Below are 22273 nucleotides of genomic sequence, written 5' to 3'. Positions count from 1 at the left end.
CGCCAGAGCCGCCGAGAGGCGGCTTTGTTGTTTCAGGGTGATGACAACATGCAGCAAAAAGCGCAGCGGGGGAGTCCAACGGGAACGATCCCGACCGTTGGCCTGGAGAACCGCATGCCCCAATCCCGTACCCTCGAGCAAGCTGTCGACCACGTGCTGGAAGCAATCGACGGGCCGATTCGCCTCGGTCTGCCCCTTGGTCTGGGCAAGCCCAATCGCTGGGTCAACGCGCTGTATGCGCGGCTGCGCGAGCTGCCCGAGCGGCAGCTGACCATCTACACGGCGCTGTGCCTGGGTCGGCCCCAGGCCGGACAGGAATTGCAGCGGCGCTTTCTCGAGCCCTTCGTCGAGCGGATCTACGGCGACTACCTCGAACTGGATTTTCTTGCCGACCTGCAGGCCGATCAGTTGCCGGCCAACGTGCGGGTCGAGCAGTTCTTCCTTCAGCCCGGCAGCCTGCTCGACAGTGCGCCGACCCAGCAGGACTACACCAGCAGCAACTACAGCCATGCGGCCCGCGACCTGAACGCCAAGGGCGTCAACGTGGTGGCCCAGCTGGTCGCGGTCGACTCCGCGCGGCCCCAGCATTTCAGCCTCAGCTGCAACCCGGATATCACCCTCGACCTGCTGCCGATGCTGCAGGAGCGGCGCGCTCGCGGCGAAACCATTCTCTGCCTGGCCCAGGTGCACGAGGCACTGCCGTATATGGCCGGCGACGCCGAACTCGGCCGCGAGGTCTTCGATATCCAGCTGCAGGAAACCGAAGCCACCACCTTGTTTTCCACGCCGAACATGCCGGTCACGGTGCAGGATCACTGCATCGGCCTGCATGCCAGCACCCTGGTGCGCGACGGCGGCAGCTTGCAGATCGGCATCGGCGCCATGGGTGATGCGGTCAGCGCCGCGCTATTGCAGCGGCATCGCGACAACCCGGCGTACCGTGGCGTGCTCGATGACCTGCAGAGCGGTCAGGTGCATCCGCTGAGCACCCAGCTGGGTGACCTGGAGGCTTTTCGGACCGGGCTGTACGGCTGCAGCGAGATGTTCGTCAATGGCCTGCTGGATCTGGCCGAGGCGGGGGTGATTCGCCGTGTCGTCTACCCGGACGTGCGCGTGCAGCGCCTGGCCAGTGCCGGCGCGCTGGATGCCAGCGGCCAGCCGCGCAGCGTGCAGGCGATGCTCGACGCCGGCCTGTCGGCGCGCCTGGATGAAGCCGCGCTGGCCTGGATGCAGGAGGGCGGGCTGCTCGACGCCAACCTCAAGATGCAGGGCGAGAACCTGCTGCTGCCGACCGACCAGCAGTGCTCGACCGACCTCTCCGATCCGCTCAGCCAGGCGGCCCTGGGCGATTACCTGACGCCCGCTGCCCATGGCGTGGTGGTGCATGGCGGCTTCTTTCTCGGGCCGCAGTCGTTCTACGCGCGCCTCAACGCCATGCCCCCGGAGCAGCGCAATCGCTTCGGCATGACCGGCATCGGCTTCATCAACGAGCTGTACGGCCAGGAAGAGCTCAAGCGCCTGCAGCGCGTCGACGCGCGCTTCATCAACAGCGCGTTCACCGTCACCCTGCTCGGCGCGGCGGTGGCCGACCAGCTGGAAGATGGCCGGGTGCTCAGCGGTGTGGGCGGGCAGTACAATTTCGTCGCCCAGGGCCATGCGCTGCCTGGCGGCCGCTCGATCCTGCTGCTGCGCAGCTGGCGCGAATCGGCGGGCGAGGTCAGCTCCAATATCGTCTGGGAATATGGTCACGTGACCATTCCCCGTCATCTGCGCGATGTGGTGATCACCGAATACGGTATCGCCGACCTGCGCGGCAAGACCGATTCCCAGGTGGTCGAGGCGCTGCTCGCGGTCGCCGATTCACGCTTCCAGCAAGAGCTGATGCAGCAGGCCATCGCCGCCGGCAAGCTGACGGAGGATTTTCGCCTCGAAGCGCGCTACACCGACAACACCCCCGAACGCCTGGAGCAGATTGCCGGGCGGCATCGGGCGATGTTCGGCGAGTACCCGCTGGGCAGCGACTTCACTGACGAGGAGCAGGCGCTGTTGCGGGCGCTGACTTGGCTGAAGGGCAAGTTCCGCCTGAGCGAAGTGCTGGAGCTGGGCAAGGCGGCGATCGATGCGCCGCCTGCCGAGGCGTTTCCCGCTGCCCTGCAGCGCATGGGCCTGGAGCGGCCCGACGGTCTGCGCGAGGAGCTGTACCAACGGCTGGTGCTGGCCGGGCTGCAGGCTACTCGAGAAAGGTGACCTGGCCGCCGGCCAGGGACTGGATACGCGCCAGGGATTCGATCCGATAACCCGCGGCGTCCAGCGCAGCGCGGCCGCTCTGGAACGACTTCTCGATCACCACGCCGATGCCGGCGATGCTCGCACCGGCCTGGCCGACCAGGTCGATCAGTGCCTTGGCAGCGTGGCCGTTGGCCAGGAAGTCGTCGACCAGCAAGACGTGATCATTGGCGTTCAGGTGCTTGGAGGAAATCGCCAGGGTGCTCTCGGTCTGCTTGGTGAACGAGAACACCTTGGAGATGTACAGGTTGTCGGTGAGGGTCAGCGACTGGTACTTGCGGGCGAAGATCACCGGCACGCCCAGTTCCAGACCGGCCATCACCGCCGGTGCGATGCCCGAGGCCTCGATGGTGACGATCTTGGTGATGCCCTGACCTTTGAACCGCTCGGCGAACTCGTGGCCGATCTCCTTCATCAACTGTGGGTCGATCTGGTGATTCAGAAAGGCGTCGACCTTGAGCACCTGCTCGGAGAGGACGGTACCTTCACTGCATATCTTCTGTTTCAACGACTCCACGATCGATCCTCTGGGCTCAAGAGCAAAGCAGCGGATTTTCCCTCAAAATGCCGTTCATTTGTAGCGAAACCGTACGCGCAGCGCTCCGCTCATCCATTGCAGGTACAAACGCAGCGCTCAGGCGCTTTTGATCAGCCGGCGCAAAATATCCTTGGGAATCCCGCGCGTATCCAGGGGCAGCTTGTCCGGCGCGGGCTCCAGGCCCAGTTCGAACAGCCAGTTGAGGGCGTATTCGCGCAGCTGCTTCTGCTCGTAGTCGTGCCACTGCTGGCGCAGGGTCGGAAAGTAATCGATCTCGTAATCGAAGGCGCGCAGCGGCTTGCGGCCGGTCAGCGCGGCGCTGAGCAGCGGGTGGGCATTGAGGTCGTTCAGCGTGAACAGAAAGGACTCGCGCATGGCCACGTGCTGCGCCACATCGAGATTCGGCACGGCGGTGTAACGATCCGGGTTGAGCTGGATCTGCTGGCGCTCGTCGCTGCCCTGATCGTCCGGCGACAGGCTCAGCAGCGTGCCGGCTTCCATGTCGAGCCAGTGCTCGAGGGTTTCGCGACCGTTGATCAACTGGGTCAGGGTATCGAGGTCGAGAGTGAGCGTGCGCATGGTGCCGGGCCTCTTTGCAAAGGAGCTTCACGGAGAACGGAATGCCCGGCCTCGGTGGCCGGACCTTCACTCTGACTACGAAATGTTACGCAGGTGCCCGTCGCGAGCAGGCGCGGCGAAAACCGGTTTCGGGGTGTCGGCGGCTGAGGCGCGTAGCCCGCGATAAATCGCCCAGATCAGCATAAGCCTGTGACCGGATTGAATCATCGAGACCTGCGCCGCACGTTCCATCGCCCTTCGCGGGCATGGCCCGCTCCCACATTCGTCCCGCAGGCAACTCTGCCCCCGAAGAACTCATGCCATCAGTCCGTAGCCTGGGTTGAGCCGTGCGATAGCCAGGGTGATTCCCGGGTGTCGCTGCGCTCGACCCGGGCTAGGGTCTTGCGGCGTCAGCGCTTGAGCATTGCCCGCATGCTGGCCAGGGCATCATTGCCGCGGGCGGCCTTGACCTCCACGGGCGCTTCCTCCTGGCCTTCCCAGACCAGATCCTCCGGCGGCAATTCGTCGAGGAAGCGGCTTGGCGTGCATTCGATGATCTCGCCGTACTGCTTGCGCTTGGCGGCAAAGGTCAGCGCCAGGTTGCGTTTGGCGCGGGTGATGCCCACGTAGGCCAGGCGCCGCTCTTCCTCGATGGTGTCGGACTCGATGCTGGAGCGGTGGGGCAGGATCTCCTCCTCGAAGCCGATGATGTACACCGACGGAAACTCCAGGCCCTTGGAGGCGTGCATGGTCATCATCTGCACGCCATCGGCGCCTTCTTCTTCTTCCTGCTGGCGCTCGAGCATGTCGCGCAGGACCAGCTTGCCGATGGCGTCCTCGATGGTCATGTCGCCTTCCTCATCCTTGTCGAGGGTGTTCTTCAGCGCATCGACGAGGAACCACACGTTGCCCATGCGCGCCTCGGCGACCTTGTCGCTGGAGGCGTTCTGGCGCAGCCAGTTCTCGTAGTCGATGTCCATGACCATGCTGCGGATCGCGGCGATCGGTTCGTTGACCACGCACTGCTCGCGCACGCCGTCCATCCAGCGCTTGAAGCGCGCCAGGCGCTCGGTGTAGCGGCTGTCCAGGTGTTCGCCGAGGCCGATCTCGTCACTGGCGGCGTACATGCTGATCTTGCGCTCGTTGGCGTAGTTGCCGAGCTTTTCCAGGGTGGTCGAGCCGATCTCGCGGCGCGGCACGTTGATCACCCGCAGGAAGGCGTTGTCGTCATCCGGGTTGACCAGCAGGCGGAAGTAACTCATCAGGTCCTTCACTTCCTGGCGGGCGAAGAAGCTGGTGCCACCGGACAGGCGATAGGGAATCTGGTGGTGCTGCAGCTTCAGCTCCATCAGCTTGGCCTGGTAGTTGCCACGGTAGAGGATGGCGAAGTCGCTGTACGGGCGCTGGGTGCGCAGGTGCTCGGTGAGAATCTCCAGGGCCACGCGTTCGCACTCGGCGTCTTCGTTGCGGGTGCGGATCACGCGGATCTCGTCGCCCATGCCCATCTCGCTCCACAGCTGCTTCTCGAAGGCGTGGGGGTTGTTGGCGATCAGGGTGTTGGCGCACTTGAGGATGCGGCTGGTGGAGCGGTAGTTCTGCTCGAGCATCACCACCTTCAGCGACGGGTAATCCTCCTTGAGCAGGTTGAGGTTTTCCGGCCGCGCGCCGCGCCAGGCGTAGATCGACTGGTCGTCGTCGCCAACCACGGTGATCTGGTTGCGCATGCCTACCAGCAATTTCACCAACAGGTACTGGCTGGAGTTGGTGTCCTGGTATTCGTCGACCAGCAGGTAGCGAATGCGGTTCTGCCACTTTTCCAGGATGTCCTGGTGCTCCTGGAACAGCTTCACCGGCAGCAGGATCAGGTCGTTGAAGTCCACCGCGTTGTACGCCTTGAGCGTGCGCTGGTAGTGCAGGTAGACGATGGCGGCGGTCTGTTCCTTGGGGTTGCGCGCATTGGCCAGGGCCTCGTCGGGCAGGATCAGGTCGTTCTTCCAGCTGTCGATGTAGTTCTTGACCTCGTCGGCGCCATCATCGCCGGCATATTCCTTCTGCATGATGTCGGTGAGCAGTGCCTTGATGTCGCCGTCATCGAAGATCGAGAAGCCGGGCTTGTAGCCCAGGCGCGCGTACTCCTTGCGGATGATGTTCATGCCCAGGTTGTGGAAGGTCGACACTGTCAGGCCACGGGCCTCGGGGCCCTTGAGCAGGCTGCCGACACGCTCCTTCATCTCCCGCGCAGCCTTGTTGGTGAAGGTCATGGCGACGATGTGCTGGGCGCGGATGCCGCAGTTCTGTACCAGGTGGGCGATCTTGCGGGTGATCACGCTGGTCTTGCCGGAGCCTGCGCCGGCGAGCACCAAAAGAGGGCCGCCGACGTAGTTCACGGCTTCTTGTTGCCGGGGGTTGAGTCGGGACATCGTGTCTATCGCGAAGAGAAGTGGCCGCGCATTTTAGCTGAAAGTCATCGCGCATTTGCTGGCTTCGCTGCAACAGCCGATAACCGTGCTCGCGAACAGGCTCACACCACCTCATTGCGCGAGCGGGCTTGTCGATTGCCGGGGTTTTGTCGCAGGATGTCCGCCGACTACACGGAAGTGATTGATTTGACGCCGGAACTGGCGCATTCAGGCGCGTGCTGCGCGCTGATTTTTTTCGTGCATCGGGGGATCTTTCTTGAGCGCATTCGTCGAGCCGTTGCGCCTGGTTCTGCTGGCGGACACGCCGCAGTGGAGTGAGCTGCTGCGCGAGCGTCTGGGCGCCGTGGGCGGCCCGCTGCCCCTGAGCTGCGCTGCCAGCTGGGCGGATGCCCGGCAACTGCTCGACGCCGCCGATGACGCGGTGCTGCTGACCACCCCGGCGCACCTGCCGGATTCCAGGCGCTGCAGTGCGCCCATCATCCTGCTGCTGGAACACGAACCCGCCGACATGCCGCCGCAGGTCTGCGACTGGCTGGTGCGCGATCAACTGAGCGCCGATGTGCTGCGCCGCAGCCTGCGCTACGTGCGTGAGCAGGGCCGCCTGCGCCTGACCCTGCAGCGCCTGGCCGAACAGGACGCGCTCACCGGCATCGCCAATCGCCAGGGTTTTCACACCCTGCTGGCGGCGCGCCTCGACGAGCAGGGCCGCCGCGGCCTGGCGCTGATCCAACTGGACCTGGACAACTTCCGCCAGGCCAACGACGCCCTGGGCGATTGCGCCGGCGACCAACTGATCAAGCAGGTGGTGGCCCGGCTCAAGCAATACCTGGAGCGCGGCGACCAGGTGGCGCGGCTGGGGGGCGACGAATTCGCCCTGCTGCTCGACCGCCACGATGACCTCGAGCGCCTGCACGCCCGGGTGCAGCACCTGCTCGAGGCCTTGGGCGAACCCTATTGGGTGGACGGCGAGAGCCTGTTGCTCGGCTGCAGCCTCGGTGTGGCGCTGGCCAAGCCGGCGAGCACCGCCGATGCGCTGATGTGGCATGCCCATATCGCCATGCAGCAGGCGAAAAGCCGTCAAGGCTGCACCTACCACCTGTACGACGAACGCCTGGACCACGGCATGCGCAGCCAGGTCGACCTGCAGCGCGAGCTGCGCCGGGCGCTGCGCAAGGGTGAGTTGCAGCTGCATTACCAGCCGCGCTTGTGCCTGCACAGCGGCGCCATCGTCGGCCTGGAGGCGTTGGTGCGCTGGCAGCACGAGGCGCATGGGTTGCTGTTGCCGGGCGAGTTCGTGCCGCTGGCCGAGGAGTGCGGGCTGATCGTGCCGCTAGGCTACTGGGTGATCGACCGGGCCATGCGCGACATGCAGTGGCTGCGCGAGCGCGGCCATGCGCCGCTGCACATGGCGGTCAACCTGTCGTTCCGGCAGTTCCAGGACAGCCAGTTGCTGCCGACCCTGGAACGGCTGATCGACAGCTGCGGTATCGACAGCCACTGGCTGGAGTTCGAGCTGACCGAAACCGCGGTGATGCGCCGCAGCGATTACGTGCTGCAGACCATGCGCCGCCTCGGTCACCTGGGCGTGCGCTTCTCGCTGGACGACTTCGGCACCGGCTTCTCGTCGTTCGAGCACCTGAGCAACCTGCCCATCGCACTGCTGAAGATCGATCGCAGCTTCGTCACCGGCATGGAAACGCGCCCGCAGAGCCAGCAGCTGGTGCAGGCGATGATCAGCCTGGCCCATAACCTCGATCTGCAGGTGGTCGCCGAAGGCGTGGAAACCCTGGAACAACTGGAGCTGCTGCGCGAGTTCGGCTGCGACCAGGTGCAGGGTTACCTGATCAGCAAGGCCGTGCCGTTGCCCGAACTGGCGCGTTTTCTGGCGGCCGGGGTGCGCCAGCCGCTACTCGGCGAGCGGCTTTAGTCGCGGCAATCCTGGCCGCTTACGGCAGGCAGGCAGGCCGGCATGGCTTGCGGCCGTTGCAGGCGCGCGATCCTCCAGCCGAAGCCCAGCACCAGGCCGCTCGCCGTCACCGCTAGGCCTGCGGCCAAGCCCCACCAGACGCCAGGGGCGCCCCAGGCAAACGGAAAGGCCAGCAGCCAGGCCAGCGGCGCGCCCACGCACCAGTAGCCGGTCAGGCCGATCACCAGGGTCAGGCGGCCGTCGTTGAGGCCACGGATCGCGCCCATGGCGATGCTCTGCAGACCGTCGAACAGCTCGAACCAGGCGGCAATCGCCAGCAGGCTCACCGCCAGGGCGACGATATCGGCGAACGCCGGGTCGTGGCGGTCGAGATACAGGCCGATGATCCACTCCGGCAGCAACCAGAACGCCAGGGCGAACAGCAGCATCAGCGCAGCGCCCATGGCCATGCCCAGGTAGCCGGCCAGGCGTGACAGGTGCAGGCGGTCGGCACCGTAGTGCATGCCGACCCGGAAGGTCACCGCATAAGAAAGACCATGGGGCACGATAAAGGCCAGGGCGACCGACTGCATGGCGATCTGGTGCGCCGCCAGCTGCACGCTGCCCAGGGCGCCCATGCACAGGGTGGCGAAGGTGAACAGCCCTTGCTCGGCGGCGTAGGTGCCGCCAATCGGCAGGCCGAGGCGCAGCAGGGCACGGATCTCGGCGCGTTGTGGGCGACCCAGGCCGCCGCGCAGCTGGTAGCGCTGGTAGGTCGGCGACATCAGGATGTACAGCCCCAGGGCCAGCGCCATGGCGCTGCTGACCAGCGCGGTGGTCAGGCCGATACCGCTCAGGCCCAGGTCTACGCCCAACCAGCCCTTGATCAAGGCATAGTTGATGATGAAATTGGCAATGGTGCCGACGATGCTGATGGTCATTACCGGGCCCGGGTGGCCGATGGCGCTGGTGAAGCCGCGCAGGGCCATGAAGCACAGGTAGGCGGGCAGGCCCAGGGACAGCGGGCGCAGGAAGTTCATGGCCTGGCTGGCCGCGGTCGGGTCCTGACCCAGGTGCGGCAGCAGCGGGCCCAGGCCATTGAGGCACAGCGCGCTGATGACGCCCAGCAGCAAGGCCAGCCACAGGCCGTTGCGCAGTAGGCGGGTGACGCCGGCCGGGTCGCCGGCGCCGTGGCGGATGGCGATCATGCTGCCCACGGCGGCGATCACCCCCGCGCAGAAGATCGAGAAGATGAAGTAGCAGGTCGCGCCCAGGGCGCCACCGGCCAGCTGCTCGGGGCCGAGCATGGCCATCATCAGCGTGTCGGTGAAGATCATCAGCGCGTGGGCCAGCTGTGCGGAGATCAGCGGGCCGGCCAGGCGCAACAGCGCACCCAGTTCGTGACCAAGGGAGTTTTTCATGATGAGTAAAACTTCGGTAGGGTAAGCATCCCCGGGCTGTCGGAAGATGCGTAATGGCGGCTATTCTCCGGTTTGCAGCCGGTTCCCACAAAAGGAAAATAGCGATGCCAGGCATGATTAAAACTCATGGTTCAGTGCAATGACGCGGCGCCTGCCACCGCTCTACGCCCTGCGCGCCTTCGAGGCTGCCGCGCGGCATTGCTCTTTCACCCGTGCCGCCGATGAGCTGGCGATCACCCAGAGCGCCGTCAGTCGGCACATTCGTACCCTGGAGGAGCACTTCGCCTGCCGGCTGTTCGAGCGCCGCGGCCGGGCGTTGCACCTGACCGAGCCGGCGAGCCTGCTGCTGCCGGGCGTGCACGAAGGTTTCGAGTCCCTGGAGCGGGCCTGCGCGACCCTGCTGGTGGAGGACGGCACCCTGCGCCTCAAGGCGCCTTCGACCCTGACCATGCGCTGGCTGCTGGCGCGCCTGTCGTTGTTTCGCGCCCGGCATGCCGACCTTGAGGTGCAGCTCACCAGCGCCTGGATGGATCTCGACCGCGTGGATTTTCTTCATGAGCCGTTCGATTGCGCCGTGTTGCTCAGTGCCGGCACCTTCAGCAACGAATGGCATAGCGTGCGGTTGTTCGAAGAATGGTTGATCCCGGTCTACGCGCCCAGCGCCTCTGGCGAGCAGCCGTGGGACGTCAGCCGCCTGCAGCAGGCCGAGCTGGTGCATCCGACGCCCGACCGCCGCGACTGGCGGCGCTGGCTGCAGGCCATGGGCCTGGCCGACCAGGTGTCGCTCAAGGGCGGCCAGGTGTTCGACACCCTGGAGCTGGGCATCGTCGCCGCCGCCCGTGGTTACGGCGTGTCGATCGGCGACCTGGCGATGGTCGCCGAGGACGTGCTACTCGGTCGTCTGGCGCTGCCCTGGCCGACCGCCGTCTCCAGCGGCGAAAGCTATTACCTGGTGTGGCCCAAGGCGCGCCGTGGCCAGGAGCGCTTCGAGCGGCTGGCCGAGTTCCTGCTCGCCGAGGTGGCGGCCATGCAGTTGCCCGACGTGCAACTGCGGCGCTAGAAAAGCGCTGAAAAACGCCCAAAAGTCTCATTTTTCACAAGGCCCCGTGAAAAATGTGGTGATCACGGCGCGTTCGCCATTGACGCACTAAAACTCTCAAGTATTCTCCGCGCTCGCCGACGTACAGGCTGATCAAATTTTATTCAATTACTCCATTCAGGGACGATGGAGCACGGAGATATTTTCATGAACCAACCTCGTTCGCGTATCGCCTGGCAGCTGGCGACGGCCCTGGCCGCCATGCTGGTACTGCTGATCAGCGTCAGCACCGTATTCGCCCTGCGCTCGCTGAGCAGCGCCAACCTCGTGACCCGGGAAGAACACCTGGGCAGTGAAGCGCGCCTGTTGGCCGACCAGCTGAGCACCTTCCACGAGAGCCTGCGCGAAAGCACCCAGCGCCTCGCCGGGCTGTTCGAGCGACGCTTCAGCAGCGGCCTGCGGGTCAGCCCGGACGAGCGGGTGGCTGTGGGCTCCCTGCAGGCACCGGCGCTTTACCTGGGCGATAGCCGGCTGAACAACGATTTCAGCGAAGTCGATGAATTCCGCAACCTGACCGCCGGCGTGGCGACCATCTTCGTGCGTGACGGCGAAGACTTCGTGCGGGTGACCACCTCACTGACCAAACAGGATGGCAGCCGTGCCATCGGCACCGTGCTCGATCGCACTCACCCGGCCTACGCGCGCCTGCTCGCCGGCGACAGCTACGTGGGCCGCGCGCTGCTGTTCGACCGTTTCTACATGACCCAGTACACGCCGGTGCGTGACGCTGCCGGCCGGGTGATCGCCGTGCTGTTCGTCGGCTTCGATTACACCGATGCGCAGAATGCCCAGTTCGCCAATCTGCAGCAGTTCCGCATCGGCAGCACTGGCTCCCTGGCGCTGCTCGACGACCAGAGCAAGTGGCTGGTGGCGCCCTATGGCGCGCAACGTCCCGAGCAACTGACCGGCAACATGAGCAATGTGCTGGGCTCCCCGGGCAAGGGCGGTTTCTGGAGCGATGGCACCCAGGATTTCTACAGCGTCGCCGTGCCCTTTGCCGGTGGCCCGTGGACGGTGGTGGCGAGCATGCCGGAAGCAGAGATCCAGGCCGTGACCTGGCGGGTCGGCAGCCAGTTGGCCATCGGCAGCCTGGTCACCCTGGTGCTGGCCGTGCTGGCGGTGATCTGGCTGCTGCGCCGCAAACTGCGCCCGCTTGGCGACCTGGTGCGGCAGGCCCAGGCCCTGGGGGCCGGCGACCTGAGCGTGCGCCTGCAGGTCAGCAGCCATGACGAGATCGGCGAGCTGTCGCGCAGCTTCAACCAGATGAGCGAAGCGCTGTCGACCATGGTCGCGCGCATCCGCAGTGCCGCGGGCAATGTCAGCCAGCGCGCCGAGGCGCTGTCCGGGCTGTCGCGTGGTGCCTACGAAGGTATCGAGCAGCAGTCCGGCGAGATCAGCAGCATGGCCGGTGCGGTGGAAGAATTCAGCGCCACCTCGCTGAACATCGCCGACAACATGCGCAGCACCGAACGCATGGCCAGCGAGAACGCCAGCCAGACGCGCATCGGCCGCACCTCGATGGAGGAGGCGTCCGCCGCTCTGGAGCAGATTTCTCAGTCGGTCAACAGCGCCGCCAAGGTCATCGACAGCCTCGGCCAGCGCTCCCAGGAAATTGGCGGCATCCTCAGCGTGATCACCTCGATCGCCGACCAGACCAACCTGCTGGCGCTCAACGCCGCCATCGAGGCTGCCCGTGCCGGTGAGCAGGGCCGCGGCTTTGCCGTGGTGGCTGACGAGGTGCGCAGCCTGGCGGGTCGTACCCGTGAGGCGACCACCGAGATCTCCAGCATGATCGGCAGCATCCAGGGCGAAACCAGCAGCGCGATCAGCACCATGGAGCAGGGCCGGCAGCTGATGCAGAACGGCCTCGAACTCAATGCCAAGGTCGCCGCCGCACTGACCCATATCGCCGAGCAGACCAGCGCCGCCGGTGACCAGTTCGCCGCCATCACCACCGCCACCAGCGAGCAGAGCAGCACCGCCACCTTGCTGAGCAGCAACCTGCAGAGCATCGCTCTGGCCAACGGCGAGCAGCGCGAAGTGATCGCCAACCTGGCGCACACCTCCAAGGAGCTGGAAACCCTGGCCACCGACCTGCATCGCGAAGTCGAGCGTTTCCGCTAGGCCCCTCGAGGCCCCAGGCCCACCCCGGCTGGCGCCGCTGACAGCGGCTGCGCCAGCCCCTCGCCGGGCCCCGTAGCGAGGCTCGTCCAGGCGAACGTCATCATCATGAAAAGCATCCTGTGCCAGGCTGTGGCCCTGGCGCCGGTCGTGCGCGTGCAGCCTGCGGCTGTGCAGCATTTCGGCGCGCTTCGTGTGGAATCCGAAACGTCTGGAAAATCAGTTCCCGCCGTGGGCAATTTTTGATTGATCTGAGCGAGTCATGGTCTTAAAGTCCGCGCCCGAGCGTCCATGCTGGCAACGATCCATTCGGCTCAAGTACTGACGACGAGAGGTTGTGCGGCCTGTTTTCAGAGCGTGCAATTCTCGGCGACATGCCTTGGGAAGTAGGCGAACCAAAGTGGGGAAACTGATCAGACGTTCGTGGCCTGGCAACAGGCTTTCCGGCCGATTGTTCGATGGCCGCCCCCGACACCCGGTTGAACCTGTGCCCGGTTCAACTGCCCGAATCCTAGTGTTCATGGTTCAGCCATCAGGAGTGCCGCATGTCGATCAAGGTCGAAGATTACTACCCACGTGAAACCTTCAATAAAATGAAGGCCTTCGCCGACCAGCAGGAAACCCCGTTCGTGGTGATCGACACCGCGATCATCAGCCAGGCCTACGACGACCTGCGTGCCGGTTTCGATTTCGCCAAGGTGTACTACGCCGTCAAGGCCAACCCGGCGATCGAAATCATCGAGTTGCTGCGCGACAAGGGCTCGAACTTCGACATCGCCTCGATCTACGAGCTCGACAAGGTGCTGTCCGCCGGCGTCAGCCCGGACCGCATGAGCTACGGCAACACCATCAAGAAAGCCCGTGACGTTCGCTACTTCTATGAGAAGGGTGTGCGCCTGTTCGCCACCGACTCCGAGGCCGACCTGCGCAATATCGCCAAGGCCGCGCCGGGTTCGAAGATCTACGTGCGTATCCTCACCGAAGGCTCGACCTCGGCCGACTGGCCGCTGAGCCGCAAGTTCGGTTGCCAGACCGACATGGCCATGGATCTGCTGATCCTCGCCAAGCAGCTGGGCCTGGTGCCCTATGGCATTTCCTTCCACGTTGGCTCGCAGCAGCGCGACATCGACGTGTGGGATGCGGCCATCGCCAAGGTCAAGGTGATCTTCGAGCGCCTCAAGGAAGAAGACGGCATCGTCCTGCAAATGATCAACATGGGCGGCGGCTTCCCGGCCAACTACATCACCCGCACCAACAGCCTGGAAACCTACGCCGAGGAAATCATCCGCTTCCTCAAGGACGACTTCGGCGACGAGTTGCCGGAGATCATCCTCGAGCCGGGCCGCTCGCTGATCGCCAACGCCGGCATCCTGGTCAGCGAAGTGGTGCTGGTGGCGCGCAAGTCGCGTACCGCCGTGGAGCGCTGGGTATACACCGACGTGGGCAAGTTCAGCGGCCTGATCGAAACCATGGACGAAGCCATCAAGTTCCCCATCTGGACCGAGAAGAAGGGCGAGATGGAAGAAGTGGTCATCGCCGGGCCGACCTGCGACAGCGCCGACATCATGTACGAGCACTACAAGTATGGCCTGCCGCTGAACCTGGCCAGCGGTGACCGCCTGTACTGGCTGTCCACCGGGGCCTACACCACCAGCTACAGCGCGGTGGAGTTCAACGGCTTCCCGCCGCTGAAGTCCTTCTACCTGTAAGCCCTGCTGCAAGGCCAAACGCCCGCACCCGTTGCGGGCGTTTTACGTTCTGCGTCGCGCTTTGCCGTGTACCGCCATTGGCGCCTTGCCAGGGGGAAGGAGGCAGCGCGAGAATGCAGACACTTCTCCGCGGTATTTAAGGATCCCCGATGCCCGATCCCGTTGCAGCCGGCCTGCGCCTGGCGCCCGATGCACTCACCCGTCCCTTCTCGCCCACGCAGTTCGCCTTCACCACCACCGATGACCTGGAACCCTTTCGCGGCGTGCTCGGCCAGGAGCGCGCCGTGCAGGCGCTGCAGTTCGGCGTGGCGATGCCGCGCCCCGGTTACAACGTGTTCGTCATGGGCGAGCCGGGCACCGGCCGCTTCTCGTTCGTCAAACGCTACCTGCGGGCCGAGGGCAAGCGCCTGGAAACCCCGCCGGATCGGGTCTACGTCAACCATTTCGACGAGCCCCGCGAGCCCCGCGCGGTAGAACTGGCGCCCGGCACGGCCAGCGAGTTCATCGCCGACATCAATGCGCTGATCGACAACCTGCTGGCAACCTTCCCGGCGGTCTTCGAGCACCCGTCGTTCCAGCAGAAGAAGAGCGCCATCGACCGCGCCTTCAACAAGCGCTACGACCAGGCGCTGGACGTCATCGAGCGCCTGTCCCTGGAGCGTGGCATCGCCCTGTACCGCGACAGCACCAATATCGCCTTCACGCCCATGCTCGACGGCAAGGCGGCGGACGAGGCCGAGTTCGCCCAGCTGCCGGAAGCCGACCGCGAGCGCTTCCACGCCGACATCGCCGCCCTGGAGGAGCGTCTCAACGAGGAGCTGGCCAGCCTGCCGCAGTGGAAGCGCGAATCCAGCAACGCGCTGCGCCAGCTCAACGAAGAAACCATCACCGTCGCCCTGCAGCCGCTGCTGGCACCGCTCTCGGAAAAGTACGCCGAGAACGCCGGGGTGTGTGCCTACCTGCAGGCCATGCAGGTGGACCTGCTGAAAAGCGTGATCGACCTGCTCATCGAGGTGGAAAAGCCCGACGCCCAGACCCGCAAGCTGCTCGAGGAGCTGTATTGCCCGAGCCTGATCGTCGGCCACCACGTCGATGGCGGCGCGCCGGTGGTGTTCGAGCCCCACCCGACCTACGACAACCTGTTCGGCCGCATCGAGTACAACACCGACCAGGGCGCGCTCTACACCAGCTACCGGCAACTGCGCCCCGGCGCGCTGCACCGTGCCAACGGCGGCTTCCTGATCCTCGAGGCGGAGAAGTTTCTCAGCGAGCCGTTCGTGTGGGAAGCGCTCAAGCGCGCCCTGCAGTCGCGCAAGCTGAAGATGGAATCGCCGCTGGCCGACCTGGGCCGTATCGCCACCGTGACCCTCAATCCGGAAACCATCCCGCTGCAGCTCAAGGTGGTGATCATCGGCTCGCGCCAGCTGTACTACGCGCTGCAGGACGCCGATCCGGACTTCCAGGAGATGTTCCGCGTGCTGGTCGACTTCGACGAGGACATCCCCCTGGCCGACGACAGCCTGGAGCAGTTCGCCCAGCTGATGAAGACCCGTACCACCGAGGAAGGCATGGCGCCGCTGAGCGCCGCCGCAGTGGCACGCCTGGCCACCTACAGCGCGCGCCTGGCCGAGCACCAGGGGCGTTTGTCGGCGCGCATCGGCGACCTGTTCCAGCTGGTCAGCGAGGCGGACTTCATTCGCAACCTGGCCGGTGAAGCGGTCACCGACGCCGATCACATCGAGCGTGCCCTCAAGGCCAAGGCGACGCGTACCGGGCGCGTCTCGGCGCGCATCATTGACGACATGCTGGCCGGCATCATCCTGATCGACACCGCCGGGGCGGCCATCGGCAAGTGCAACGGCCTGACCGTGCTGGAAGTCGGCGATTCGGCCTTTGGCGTGCCGGCGCGGATTTCCGCCACCGTCTACCCGGGCGGCTCGGGCATCGTCGACATCGAGCGCGAGGTCAACCTCGGCCAGCCGATCCACTCCAAGGGAGTGATGATCCTCACCGGTTTCCTCGGCAGCCGTTATGCCCAGGAATTCCCCCTGGAGATTTCCGCGAGCATTGCCCTCGAGCAGTCCTACGGTTACGTGGACGGTGACAGCGCCTCGCTTGGCGAGGTCTGCACGCTGATCTCGGCGCTATCGCGCACGCCGCTCAAGCAGTGCTTCGCCATCACCGGTTCGATCAACCAGTTCGGCGAGGTGCAGGCGGTCGGCGGCGTCAACGAGAAGATCGAAGGCTTCTTCCGCCTCTGCGAAGCCCGCGGGCTGACCGGCGAGCAGGGGGCGATCATCCCGCACTCCAACGTCGCCACCCTGATGCTCGACGAGCGTGTGCTGCAGGCCGTGCGCGCCGGGCAATTCCACGTCTACTCGGTACGCCATGTCGACGAGGCGCTGAGCCTGCTGGTCGGCGAGGATGCCGGTACGCCGAACGACAAGGGCCATTTCCCCAAAGGCAGCGTCAACGCCCGGGTGGTCGAGCGCCTGCGCGAGATCGCCGAGATCGGCATGGGCGAGGAAGACAAGCCCGAGCAAGCCAAGGAAGCACTCACCGCGGCACTGCCGGAAAAGCCCAAGAAGCCGCGGGCGAACAAGCCGACGCCGGAATAGGCCGCCAGGGCGGGCTGATCAATCGCTGATCGGCTCGCCTGCCGCCGTTGGGCCGGCAGCATGCAGGTGCTTGCGCACCTGTCGTGCACAAGGTTATCCACAGCTTCTGTGTATAAACCTGGCTTTGCCGGCAGGCGCTACGGGTGTAGGCTGCAGGTCTGTCTCTGCGAGGATTGCCGCCATGTCGCGTAGCCTCTGCCTGACCCATGATTTTCTCGGCGTGACCACCCGCATCGAATTCACGGTGCTGCCCCTAGCGGGGGAGCAGGGCTTGTGGACGCTGATCTGCGTCGCCGGCCTGGCTGCCCGGCAACCCTCCGCCGTCAAGGCGCAAGGCCCATTCCACGGGCCTCTGGTCGTCGAGCAACTGCTCGAGGACATCGCCGAGAGCCTGGCCGAGCAGGGCTATGTTGCCTGTCATGAAGCGCCGATCTGGCGCTTGCACGCCCAGGCCCAGCTGCGCCGCCTGAACGGCGCGCGCAGCGGCGCTCGCGGCGTATCCCTGTCGTTGCCCGATAGCTGAGCGATCGGCTTTGCCACGTTCGTGGCGCGACCGATCGGTCAGGCGGCGACGCCAGGCCGCAAATCTTATCCACAAGCGCCCAGGCGCCGGCGTTGGCGGCTTTTTCGGGGCGCTGGCGAACCCGCGTGGCTTGCCTGTGGTCGGACGCTGGGTATACTCGCCCGCTGTCGATTACCTGTGAGAGTCCATGGAACGTTTTGTCGAAAACGCGATGTACGCATCGCGCTGGCTGCTGGCCCCTATCTATTTCGGTCTGTCGCTGGGCCTGCTGGCGCTGGCCCTGAAGTTCTTCCAGGAAATCTTCCATATCCTGCCCAACATCTTCGCCATGGCCGAGGCGGAGCTGATTCTGGTGCTGCTGTCGCTGGTCGACATGGCGCTGGTCGGTGGCCTGCTGGTGATGGTGATGATGTCCGGCTACGAGAACTTCGTCTCCCAGCTGGATATCGACGACCACAAGGAAAAGCTCGCCTGGCTCGGCAAGATGGATTCCAGCTCGCTGAAGATGAAGGTGGCGGCTTCCATCGTGGCGATTTCCTCGATCCACCTGCTGCGGGTATTCATGGATGCGCGCAATCATGATCCCGAGCACCTGAAGTGGTACGTGATCATCCACATGACCTTCGTGATCTCGGCGTTCGCCATGGGTTATCTGGACAAGCTGACCAAACACTGACCAGCGCTGCCAGAAGCAGACGCCCGGCCCGCAGATGGCGCGCCGGGCGTTTTGTTATCTGCAGCCCGACAATCGTATAGTGGCGCTTCTTGCCTGCGAGGACATGCCATGACCCTGCCTGAATTGCTGCAAGCGGCTCGCGCTGGCGCGGTGAGCGAACTCGAACTGATTTCCCTGGAAGGCGGCATCTACCTGTTGCAGATTCTCGGCGCCGAACGGCGTGCTTACCTGCACGACGACGCGGGGCGCAACCTGCATCTGCGCTCGGTGGAGCATGCCCGCGACCTGCTCGAAACGCTGCCGGACGTGCCGCTGTTCCTGGTGCATGCCTCGGCCTACGACGAGATGTGCGGGCTGCCGAGCGGCAGCCGCGAGGCACTGCGCGTGCCGGTTGGCCTGCGCAGCCGCTGGTAGGCGCAGAGCCTGGCTGGAACCGTGATAGGCTAGCCGGCCTTTTTTCCTGCTAGCGGAGCGGCGACATGTCCGAACTCGATCTTTCCACCGACGAAGCGCGCGTCAGCTACGGCATTGGCCGTCAACTGGGCGGCCAACTGCGTGACAACCCGCCGCCGGGCGTGAGCCTGGATGCCGTCCTGGCCGGCCTGGCCGATGCCTTCGCCGGCCAGCAGAGCCGCGTCAGCGAAGCCGAGCTGTCGGCCAGTTTCAAGGTGATCCGTGATGTCATGCAGGCCGAAGCCAAGGCCAAGGCCGAGGCTGCCGCTGGTGCCGGCCTGGCCTTCCTGGCCGAGAACGCCAAGCGTGACGGCGTCACCGTGCTGACCTCCGGTCTGCAGTACGAAGTACTGACTGCTGGCGAGGGCGCCAAGCCTTCGCGCGACGACAGCGTGCGCACTCACTACCACGGCACGTTGATCGACGGCAGTGTGTTCGACAGCTCCTACGAGCGTGGCCAGCCGGCCGAATTCCCGGTCGGTGGGGTGATCGCCGGCTGGACCGAAGCCCTGCAACTGATGGGCACCGGCAGCAAATGGCGCCTGTACGTGCCGAGCGAGCTGGCTTACGGCGCCCAGGGCGTTGGCAGCATCCCGCCGCATAGCGTGCTGGTATTCGATGTCGAGCTGCTCGACATCCTGTAAGCGTAAAAGGCTGCTGCGCGTCGGCCCTGCGGCGTTAAAAAGTCGCCGAGGAATGCGTGCAGTTGGCCGTTTCCTCGGCTATTTTTTGGTTCTTCGCATTTTTCGGGGAGGATAGGCTTGACACCGGACTGGCAATAAAACGTTAGCTGCCGATGGCTTGGCACTCTCCATTGGCCCGCCGCCTGGCCTAATAGGTTTCGCCCCTTACGGGCGCCTCACTTTCTTTGCTTGTGCAAAGAAAGTAAGCAAAGAAACACACCCCTACATACGGCCCCGGCTGCGCCGGGGTTCCCTCGTTCCATCACCACTCCAGGGGCACGCTGCGAAGGGCCATCCCTGGCCCATCGCAGCTCTCGCGACATCCATGTCGCTCAACCCCTTACGTGGCGATTCCACTCGGCCTCCTGAAGGGGACTTGGGTGTCGTCTGTACGATCGCAGCTCAAAAGCAAAAACAGACGCCGCCGAGCTTGAGCCCGTGGAGATCTTGCAAGCTCGCGCTCCGGTCCCGTCAGGAGGCCGAGTGGAGGTGGTGCGTAGGGGAGCGAGCCGCATGGATGCGGCGAGAGGCTTAATGGGCCAGGGATGGCCCATGTAAGCCGGCCCCCGGAGCGGCGCCGGAGCGAGGGGAGTTTCGCGCAGCGAAACCCGGATGTCGGGGTGCCCTTCTTTGGCACACCTTTCTTGGGCAAGCAAGAAAGGTGTGGCGCCCGTAAGGGGCGAAACACAAAGGTTCAGTAGACGCGGTAATGGATCGTGCTAAACCAATAGCGATGCGCACATAAACTTGCCAGTCCGGTGGCAACCCGTACTTTCCCCAAGCTACGCGAAGAACCTATTTTTTGCCGCTCAGGTCTTGCAGGGCTCTAACTCGAGAGCCTTCGGATGCAGCTCAAATGTCACGGGCGCAAGGCCCGGGCATAGCAGTACAGGAACAGGCTACGCACCAGTTCCTTGAGGATCAGTGGCTCGCTCGAGTTCAGCTCGTGCAGATCCAGGTCACCCTGTTTACGCAGTTCATCCAGCGCCTCTTCCTCGAGAACCGCGCAGACCTCGCCTGTTTCCCGGTGCAGGATGCGCAGGTAGGGATGAGGGCGGTCCAGCCAGGCGTCTATTAGATAAGTCATGCTCGCATCTCCCTGAGTGAGTGGTAGATATGAGAATAATTCTTATTACGTTAATAGCAAGCCTTAATCGCCCCCTTTCGTCGATCTGCTGATGTCTGGTTGTCGAGCGGGGAGGGCGGGCATGAAAAAGCCCGTCACTGGGACGGGCTTCTGATCAGGCTCTGGCTGGCGATCAGTGCGTGCGGGCCACGGCGAAGTGGCTCAGCTCGACCAGGGCGTCGCGGTAGGCGCTGGCGGGCAGTACTTCCAGGCAGGCGATGGCGCGTTCTGCGTAGTCGCGTGCCATGTTGGCGGTGTAGTCCAGGGCGCCGGCGGCCTGCACGGCTTCGCGGATGCTTTCCAGGTCTTCCAGGCCGCCTTTCTGGATTGCCTTGCGCACCAGGGCGGCCTGCTCGGCGTTGCCTTCGCGCATGGTGTAGATCAGTGGCAGGGTCGGCTTGCCCTCGGCCAGGTCGTCGCCGACGTTCTTGCCCAGGGTGGCGGCATCGCCCTTGTAGTCGAGCAGGTCATCGACCAGTTGGAAGGCGACACCCAGGTGGTCGCCGAACAGGCGCAGCGCTTCGTTCTGTTCTGGCGTGGCTTCGGCCAGCGCAGCGGCGCTCTGGGTCGAGGCCTCGAACAGCATGGCGGTCTTGCCGCGGATGACCTCCATGTAGGTTTCTTCGCTGGTGCTGGCGTCGCGGATCTTCGACAGCTGCAGCACCTCGCCTTCGGCGATCACCCGGGTGGCCTTGGAGAGGATCTTCATCACCGGCATCGAGCCGAGCTCGACCAGCATTTCGAACGAGCGCGAATAAAGGAAGTCGCCGACCAGTACGCTGGGCGCATTGCCCCACTGGGCATTGGCGGTGCTGCGGCCACGGCGCATGTCGGACATGTCGACCACGTCGTCGTGCAGCAGGGTGGCGGTGTGCAGGAATTCGATGGTCGCGGCCAACAGGCGCAGGCGCTCGTCGTTCAGGCCCAGGGCCTTGCCGCTGAGCAGCACCAGCAGCGGGCGCAGGCGTTTGCCGCCGGCGGAGATGATGTAGTCGCCGATCTTCTCGACCAGCGGGACGCGGGACACCAGTTGCTGACGGATAATGCCGTCAACAGCGGTGAAATCATCCGCTACCACACTGTAAAAAGCCTGGGGTTGCATCAGCGACATATGCTCCTTCAATAGGGTCTATTGACGTTAATAGGCCCTAGTTTGCGCGGCATGCTATGGGGCAGGGTGGGGGCTGTCAAGGCAACGGCAAGGGGCGCTTGCGCTGGGTCAATGGCTTGCGTACAATCGCGCACCCTGAACTTCCCCCTGGGTATTTCCCTGCCTTACGCAATTGCACGGGTGTCCATCCGGCCCCGAGCAGCCATGCCAGCCAACAGTTATTCCTATAAAGCGCTGGGTGAGCAGGATCAACGGAGATTTACCATGTACGCAGTAATTGTTACTGGTGGCAAGCAATACAAAGTCACCGAAGGCGAATTCCTCAAGGTCGAGAAACTGGAGCTGGCCGCTGGCGAAGCGCTGACTTTCGACCGCGTGTTGCTGGTTGGCAACGGTGATGACGTGACCATCGGCGCTCCTGTCGTCGAAGGCGCCAAGGTCTCGGCTGAAGTCGTTTCGCAGGGTCGTCACGATAAAGTCACCATCATCAAGTTCCGTCGTCGTAAGCACCACATGAAGCGTCAGGGCCACCGTCAGTGGTTCACTGAGATCAAAATCACCGGTATTCAGGCCTGATTCGTCTCGTCTGAGCCCTTTATAGGAGTATTGAACTCATGGCACACAAAAAAGCTGGCGGTAGTACCCGCAACGGTCGCGACTCAGAAGCCAAACGCCTTGGCGTGAAGATGTATGGCGGCCAGAAAATCGTTCCTGGCAACATCATCGTGCGTCAGCGCGGCACCCAGTTCCACGCTGGTTACGGCGTTGGCATGGGTAAGGATCACACCCTGTTCGCGAAAATCGAAGGCGTGATCAAGTTCGAAGTAAAAGGCGCGTTCAACCGCCGTTACGTAAGCGTCGTCGCGGCCTAATCGCGAAGTTGCTGGAAAAGCCCCGTCCTGCGACGGGGCTTTTTTGTTTCTGTATCCTGTTGCGTTCGGGTTGCTGCCTGGTCCGCTTGGATTGCAGCGGGCGCGTATCCTGTGGGTTCTTGCCAAACTGCCCTGGTTGATGCGGGTGGTTTC

19 protein-coding genes and 1 pseudogene are annotated in these 22273 nt (G+C 64.4%); 14 read left to right on the top strand and 6 right to left on the bottom strand.

Annotation, left to right across the window (positions count from 1 at the left end):
- Positions 1-114: 114 nt before the first annotated feature.
- Entirely contained in the window at positions 115-2247 is a 2133-nt protein-coding gene (locus QYS36_RS17570) for an acetyl-CoA hydrolase/transferase C-terminal domain-containing protein (RefSeq protein ID WP_308840709.1), read from the top strand.
- Here the strand turns inward: QYS36_RS17570 and QYS36_RS17565 are convergent.
- The 3 genes from QYS36_RS17565 to rep all read right to left on the bottom strand — a co-directional run bounded on the left by QYS36_RS17565 (position 2231) and on the right by rep (position 5802).
- A complete protein-coding gene (locus tag QYS36_RS17565) occupies positions 2231-2803 on the bottom strand; it encodes a xanthine phosphoribosyltransferase (protein WP_308840708.1) in 573 nt (190 codons plus the stop codon). The genes QYS36_RS17570 and QYS36_RS17565 overlap by 17 nt on opposite strands.
- A gap of 117 nt (positions 2804-2920) precedes the next feature.
- A complete protein-coding gene (locus QYS36_RS17560; RefSeq protein ID WP_308840707.1) occupies positions 2921-3403 on the bottom strand; it encodes a UPF0158 family protein in 483 nt (160 codons plus the stop codon).
- Positions 3404-3792: 389 nt separating this feature from the next.
- Positions 3793-5802: a DNA helicase Rep gene (gene rep, locus QYS36_RS17555; protein WP_308840706.1), complete on the bottom strand. Its 2010-nt coding sequence runs from the start codon at positions 5800-5802 to the stop codon at positions 3793-3795.
- A 256-nt stretch (positions 5803-6058) separates the two neighbouring features.
- On the opposite strand from rep, the gene QYS36_RS17550 reads away from it, so the two are divergent.
- Complete coding sequence (locus QYS36_RS17550) at positions 6059-7729, top strand: EAL domain-containing protein (RefSeq protein WP_308840705.1); 1671 nt, start codon at positions 6059-6061, stop codon at positions 7727-7729.
- Here QYS36_RS17550 and QYS36_RS17545 read toward each other — a convergent pair.
- On the bottom strand, positions 7726-9129 hold the full coding sequence (locus QYS36_RS17545) for a NorM family multidrug efflux MATE transporter (RefSeq protein ID WP_308840704.1): 1404 nt from the start codon (positions 9127-9129) through the stop codon (positions 7726-7728). The genes QYS36_RS17550 and QYS36_RS17545 overlap by 4 nt on opposite strands.
- Positions 9130-9268: 139 nt before the next feature.
- On the opposite strand from QYS36_RS17545, the gene QYS36_RS17540 reads away from it, so the two are divergent.
- The 10 genes and pseudogenes from QYS36_RS17540 (at position 9269) to QYS36_RS17500 (ending at position 18972) form a co-directional block, all read left to right on the top strand.
- Positions 9269-10189, top strand: coding sequence for a LysR substrate-binding domain-containing protein (locus QYS36_RS17540; RefSeq protein ID WP_308840703.1), 921 nt, complete (start codon positions 9269-9271; stop codon positions 10187-10189).
- A gap of 165 nt (positions 10190-10354) precedes the next feature.
- A pseudogene (locus QYS36_RS24050) lies at positions 10355-11497 on the top strand (Cache 3/Cache 2 fusion domain-containing protein); the annotation flags it as partial.
- Positions 11492-12352: a methyl-accepting chemotaxis protein gene (locus QYS36_RS24045; RefSeq protein WP_374990470.1), complete on the top strand. Its 861-nt coding sequence runs from the start codon at positions 11492-11494 to the stop codon at positions 12350-12352. The pseudogene QYS36_RS24050 and the gene QYS36_RS24045, both read left to right, overlap by 6 nt.
- A gap of 105 nt (positions 12353-12457) precedes the next feature.
- Entirely contained in the window at positions 12458-12595 is a 138-nt protein-coding gene (locus QYS36_RS17530; protein WP_308840701.1) for a hypothetical protein, read from the top strand.
- A 299-nt stretch (positions 12596-12894) separates the two neighbouring features.
- Positions 12895-14058, top strand: a complete 1164-nt coding sequence (locus QYS36_RS17525; protein WP_308840700.1) for a type III PLP-dependent enzyme — start codon at positions 12895-12897, stop codon at positions 14056-14058.
- A gap of 149 nt (positions 14059-14207) precedes the next feature.
- Positions 14208-16676 carry an AAA family ATPase gene (locus QYS36_RS17520; RefSeq protein WP_308840699.1) on the top strand — a complete coding sequence of 823 codons (2469 nt, stop codon included), beginning with the start codon at positions 14208-14210 and terminating at the stop codon, positions 16674-16676.
- A 181-nt stretch (positions 16677-16857) separates the two neighbouring features.
- Complete coding sequence (locus QYS36_RS17515; RefSeq protein WP_308840698.1) at positions 16858-17199, top strand: hypothetical protein; 342 nt, start codon at positions 16858-16860, stop codon at positions 17197-17199.
- 187 nt (positions 17200-17386) lie between these two features.
- Positions 17387-17875, top strand: a complete 489-nt coding sequence (locus tag QYS36_RS17510) for a TIGR00645 family protein (protein ID WP_308840697.1) — start codon at positions 17387-17389, stop codon at positions 17873-17875.
- Between the two features lie 108 nt (positions 17876-17983).
- Positions 17984-18289 (top strand): DUF6482 family protein, encoded by a 306-nt coding sequence (locus QYS36_RS17505; RefSeq protein ID WP_308840696.1) that lies wholly within the window; start codon positions 17984-17986, stop codon positions 18287-18289.
- Between the two features lie 65 nt (positions 18290-18354).
- Positions 18355-18972 (top strand): FKBP-type peptidyl-prolyl cis-trans isomerase, encoded by a 618-nt coding sequence (locus tag QYS36_RS17500; RefSeq protein WP_308840695.1) that lies wholly within the window; start codon positions 18355-18357, stop codon positions 18970-18972.
- 898 nt (positions 18973-19870) lie between these two features.
- On the opposite strand, the gene QYS36_RS17495 is transcribed toward QYS36_RS17500, so the two are convergent.
- Together QYS36_RS17495 and QYS36_RS17490 are read right to left on the bottom strand one after the other, a co-directional pair.
- Entirely contained in the window at positions 19871-20098 is a 228-nt protein-coding gene (locus tag QYS36_RS17495; protein WP_027909437.1) for a hypothetical protein, read from the bottom strand.
- Positions 20099-20270: 172 nt separating this feature from the next.
- Positions 20271-21239, bottom strand: a complete 969-nt coding sequence (locus QYS36_RS17490) for a polyprenyl synthetase family protein (protein WP_308840757.1) — start codon at positions 21237-21239, stop codon at positions 20271-20273.
- Positions 21240-21512: 273 nt separating this feature from the next.
- Between QYS36_RS17490 and rplU the strand changes: the two genes are divergently transcribed.
- Positions 21513-21824 carry a 50S ribosomal protein L21 gene (gene rplU / locus QYS36_RS17485; RefSeq protein ID WP_013789840.1) on the top strand — a complete coding sequence of 104 codons (312 nt, stop codon included), beginning with the start codon at positions 21513-21515 and terminating at the stop codon, positions 21822-21824.
- Between the two features lie 38 nt (positions 21825-21862).
- The gene (gene rpmA / locus QYS36_RS17480) at positions 21863-22120 is read left to right on the top strand and encodes a 50S ribosomal protein L27 (protein WP_074889631.1); all 258 of its coding nucleotides are present in this window, start codon (positions 21863-21865) and stop codon (positions 22118-22120) included.
- Positions 22121-22273: the final 153 nt, after the last annotated feature.

It is taken from the genome of Pseudomonas sp. G34, from assembly GCF_031119625.1.
In the GTDB taxonomy this organism is placed as follows: Bacteria; Pseudomonadota; Gammaproteobacteria; order Pseudomonadales; family Pseudomonadaceae; genus Aquipseudomonas.
This window is presented reverse-complemented; position numbering and strand designations above follow the sequence as displayed.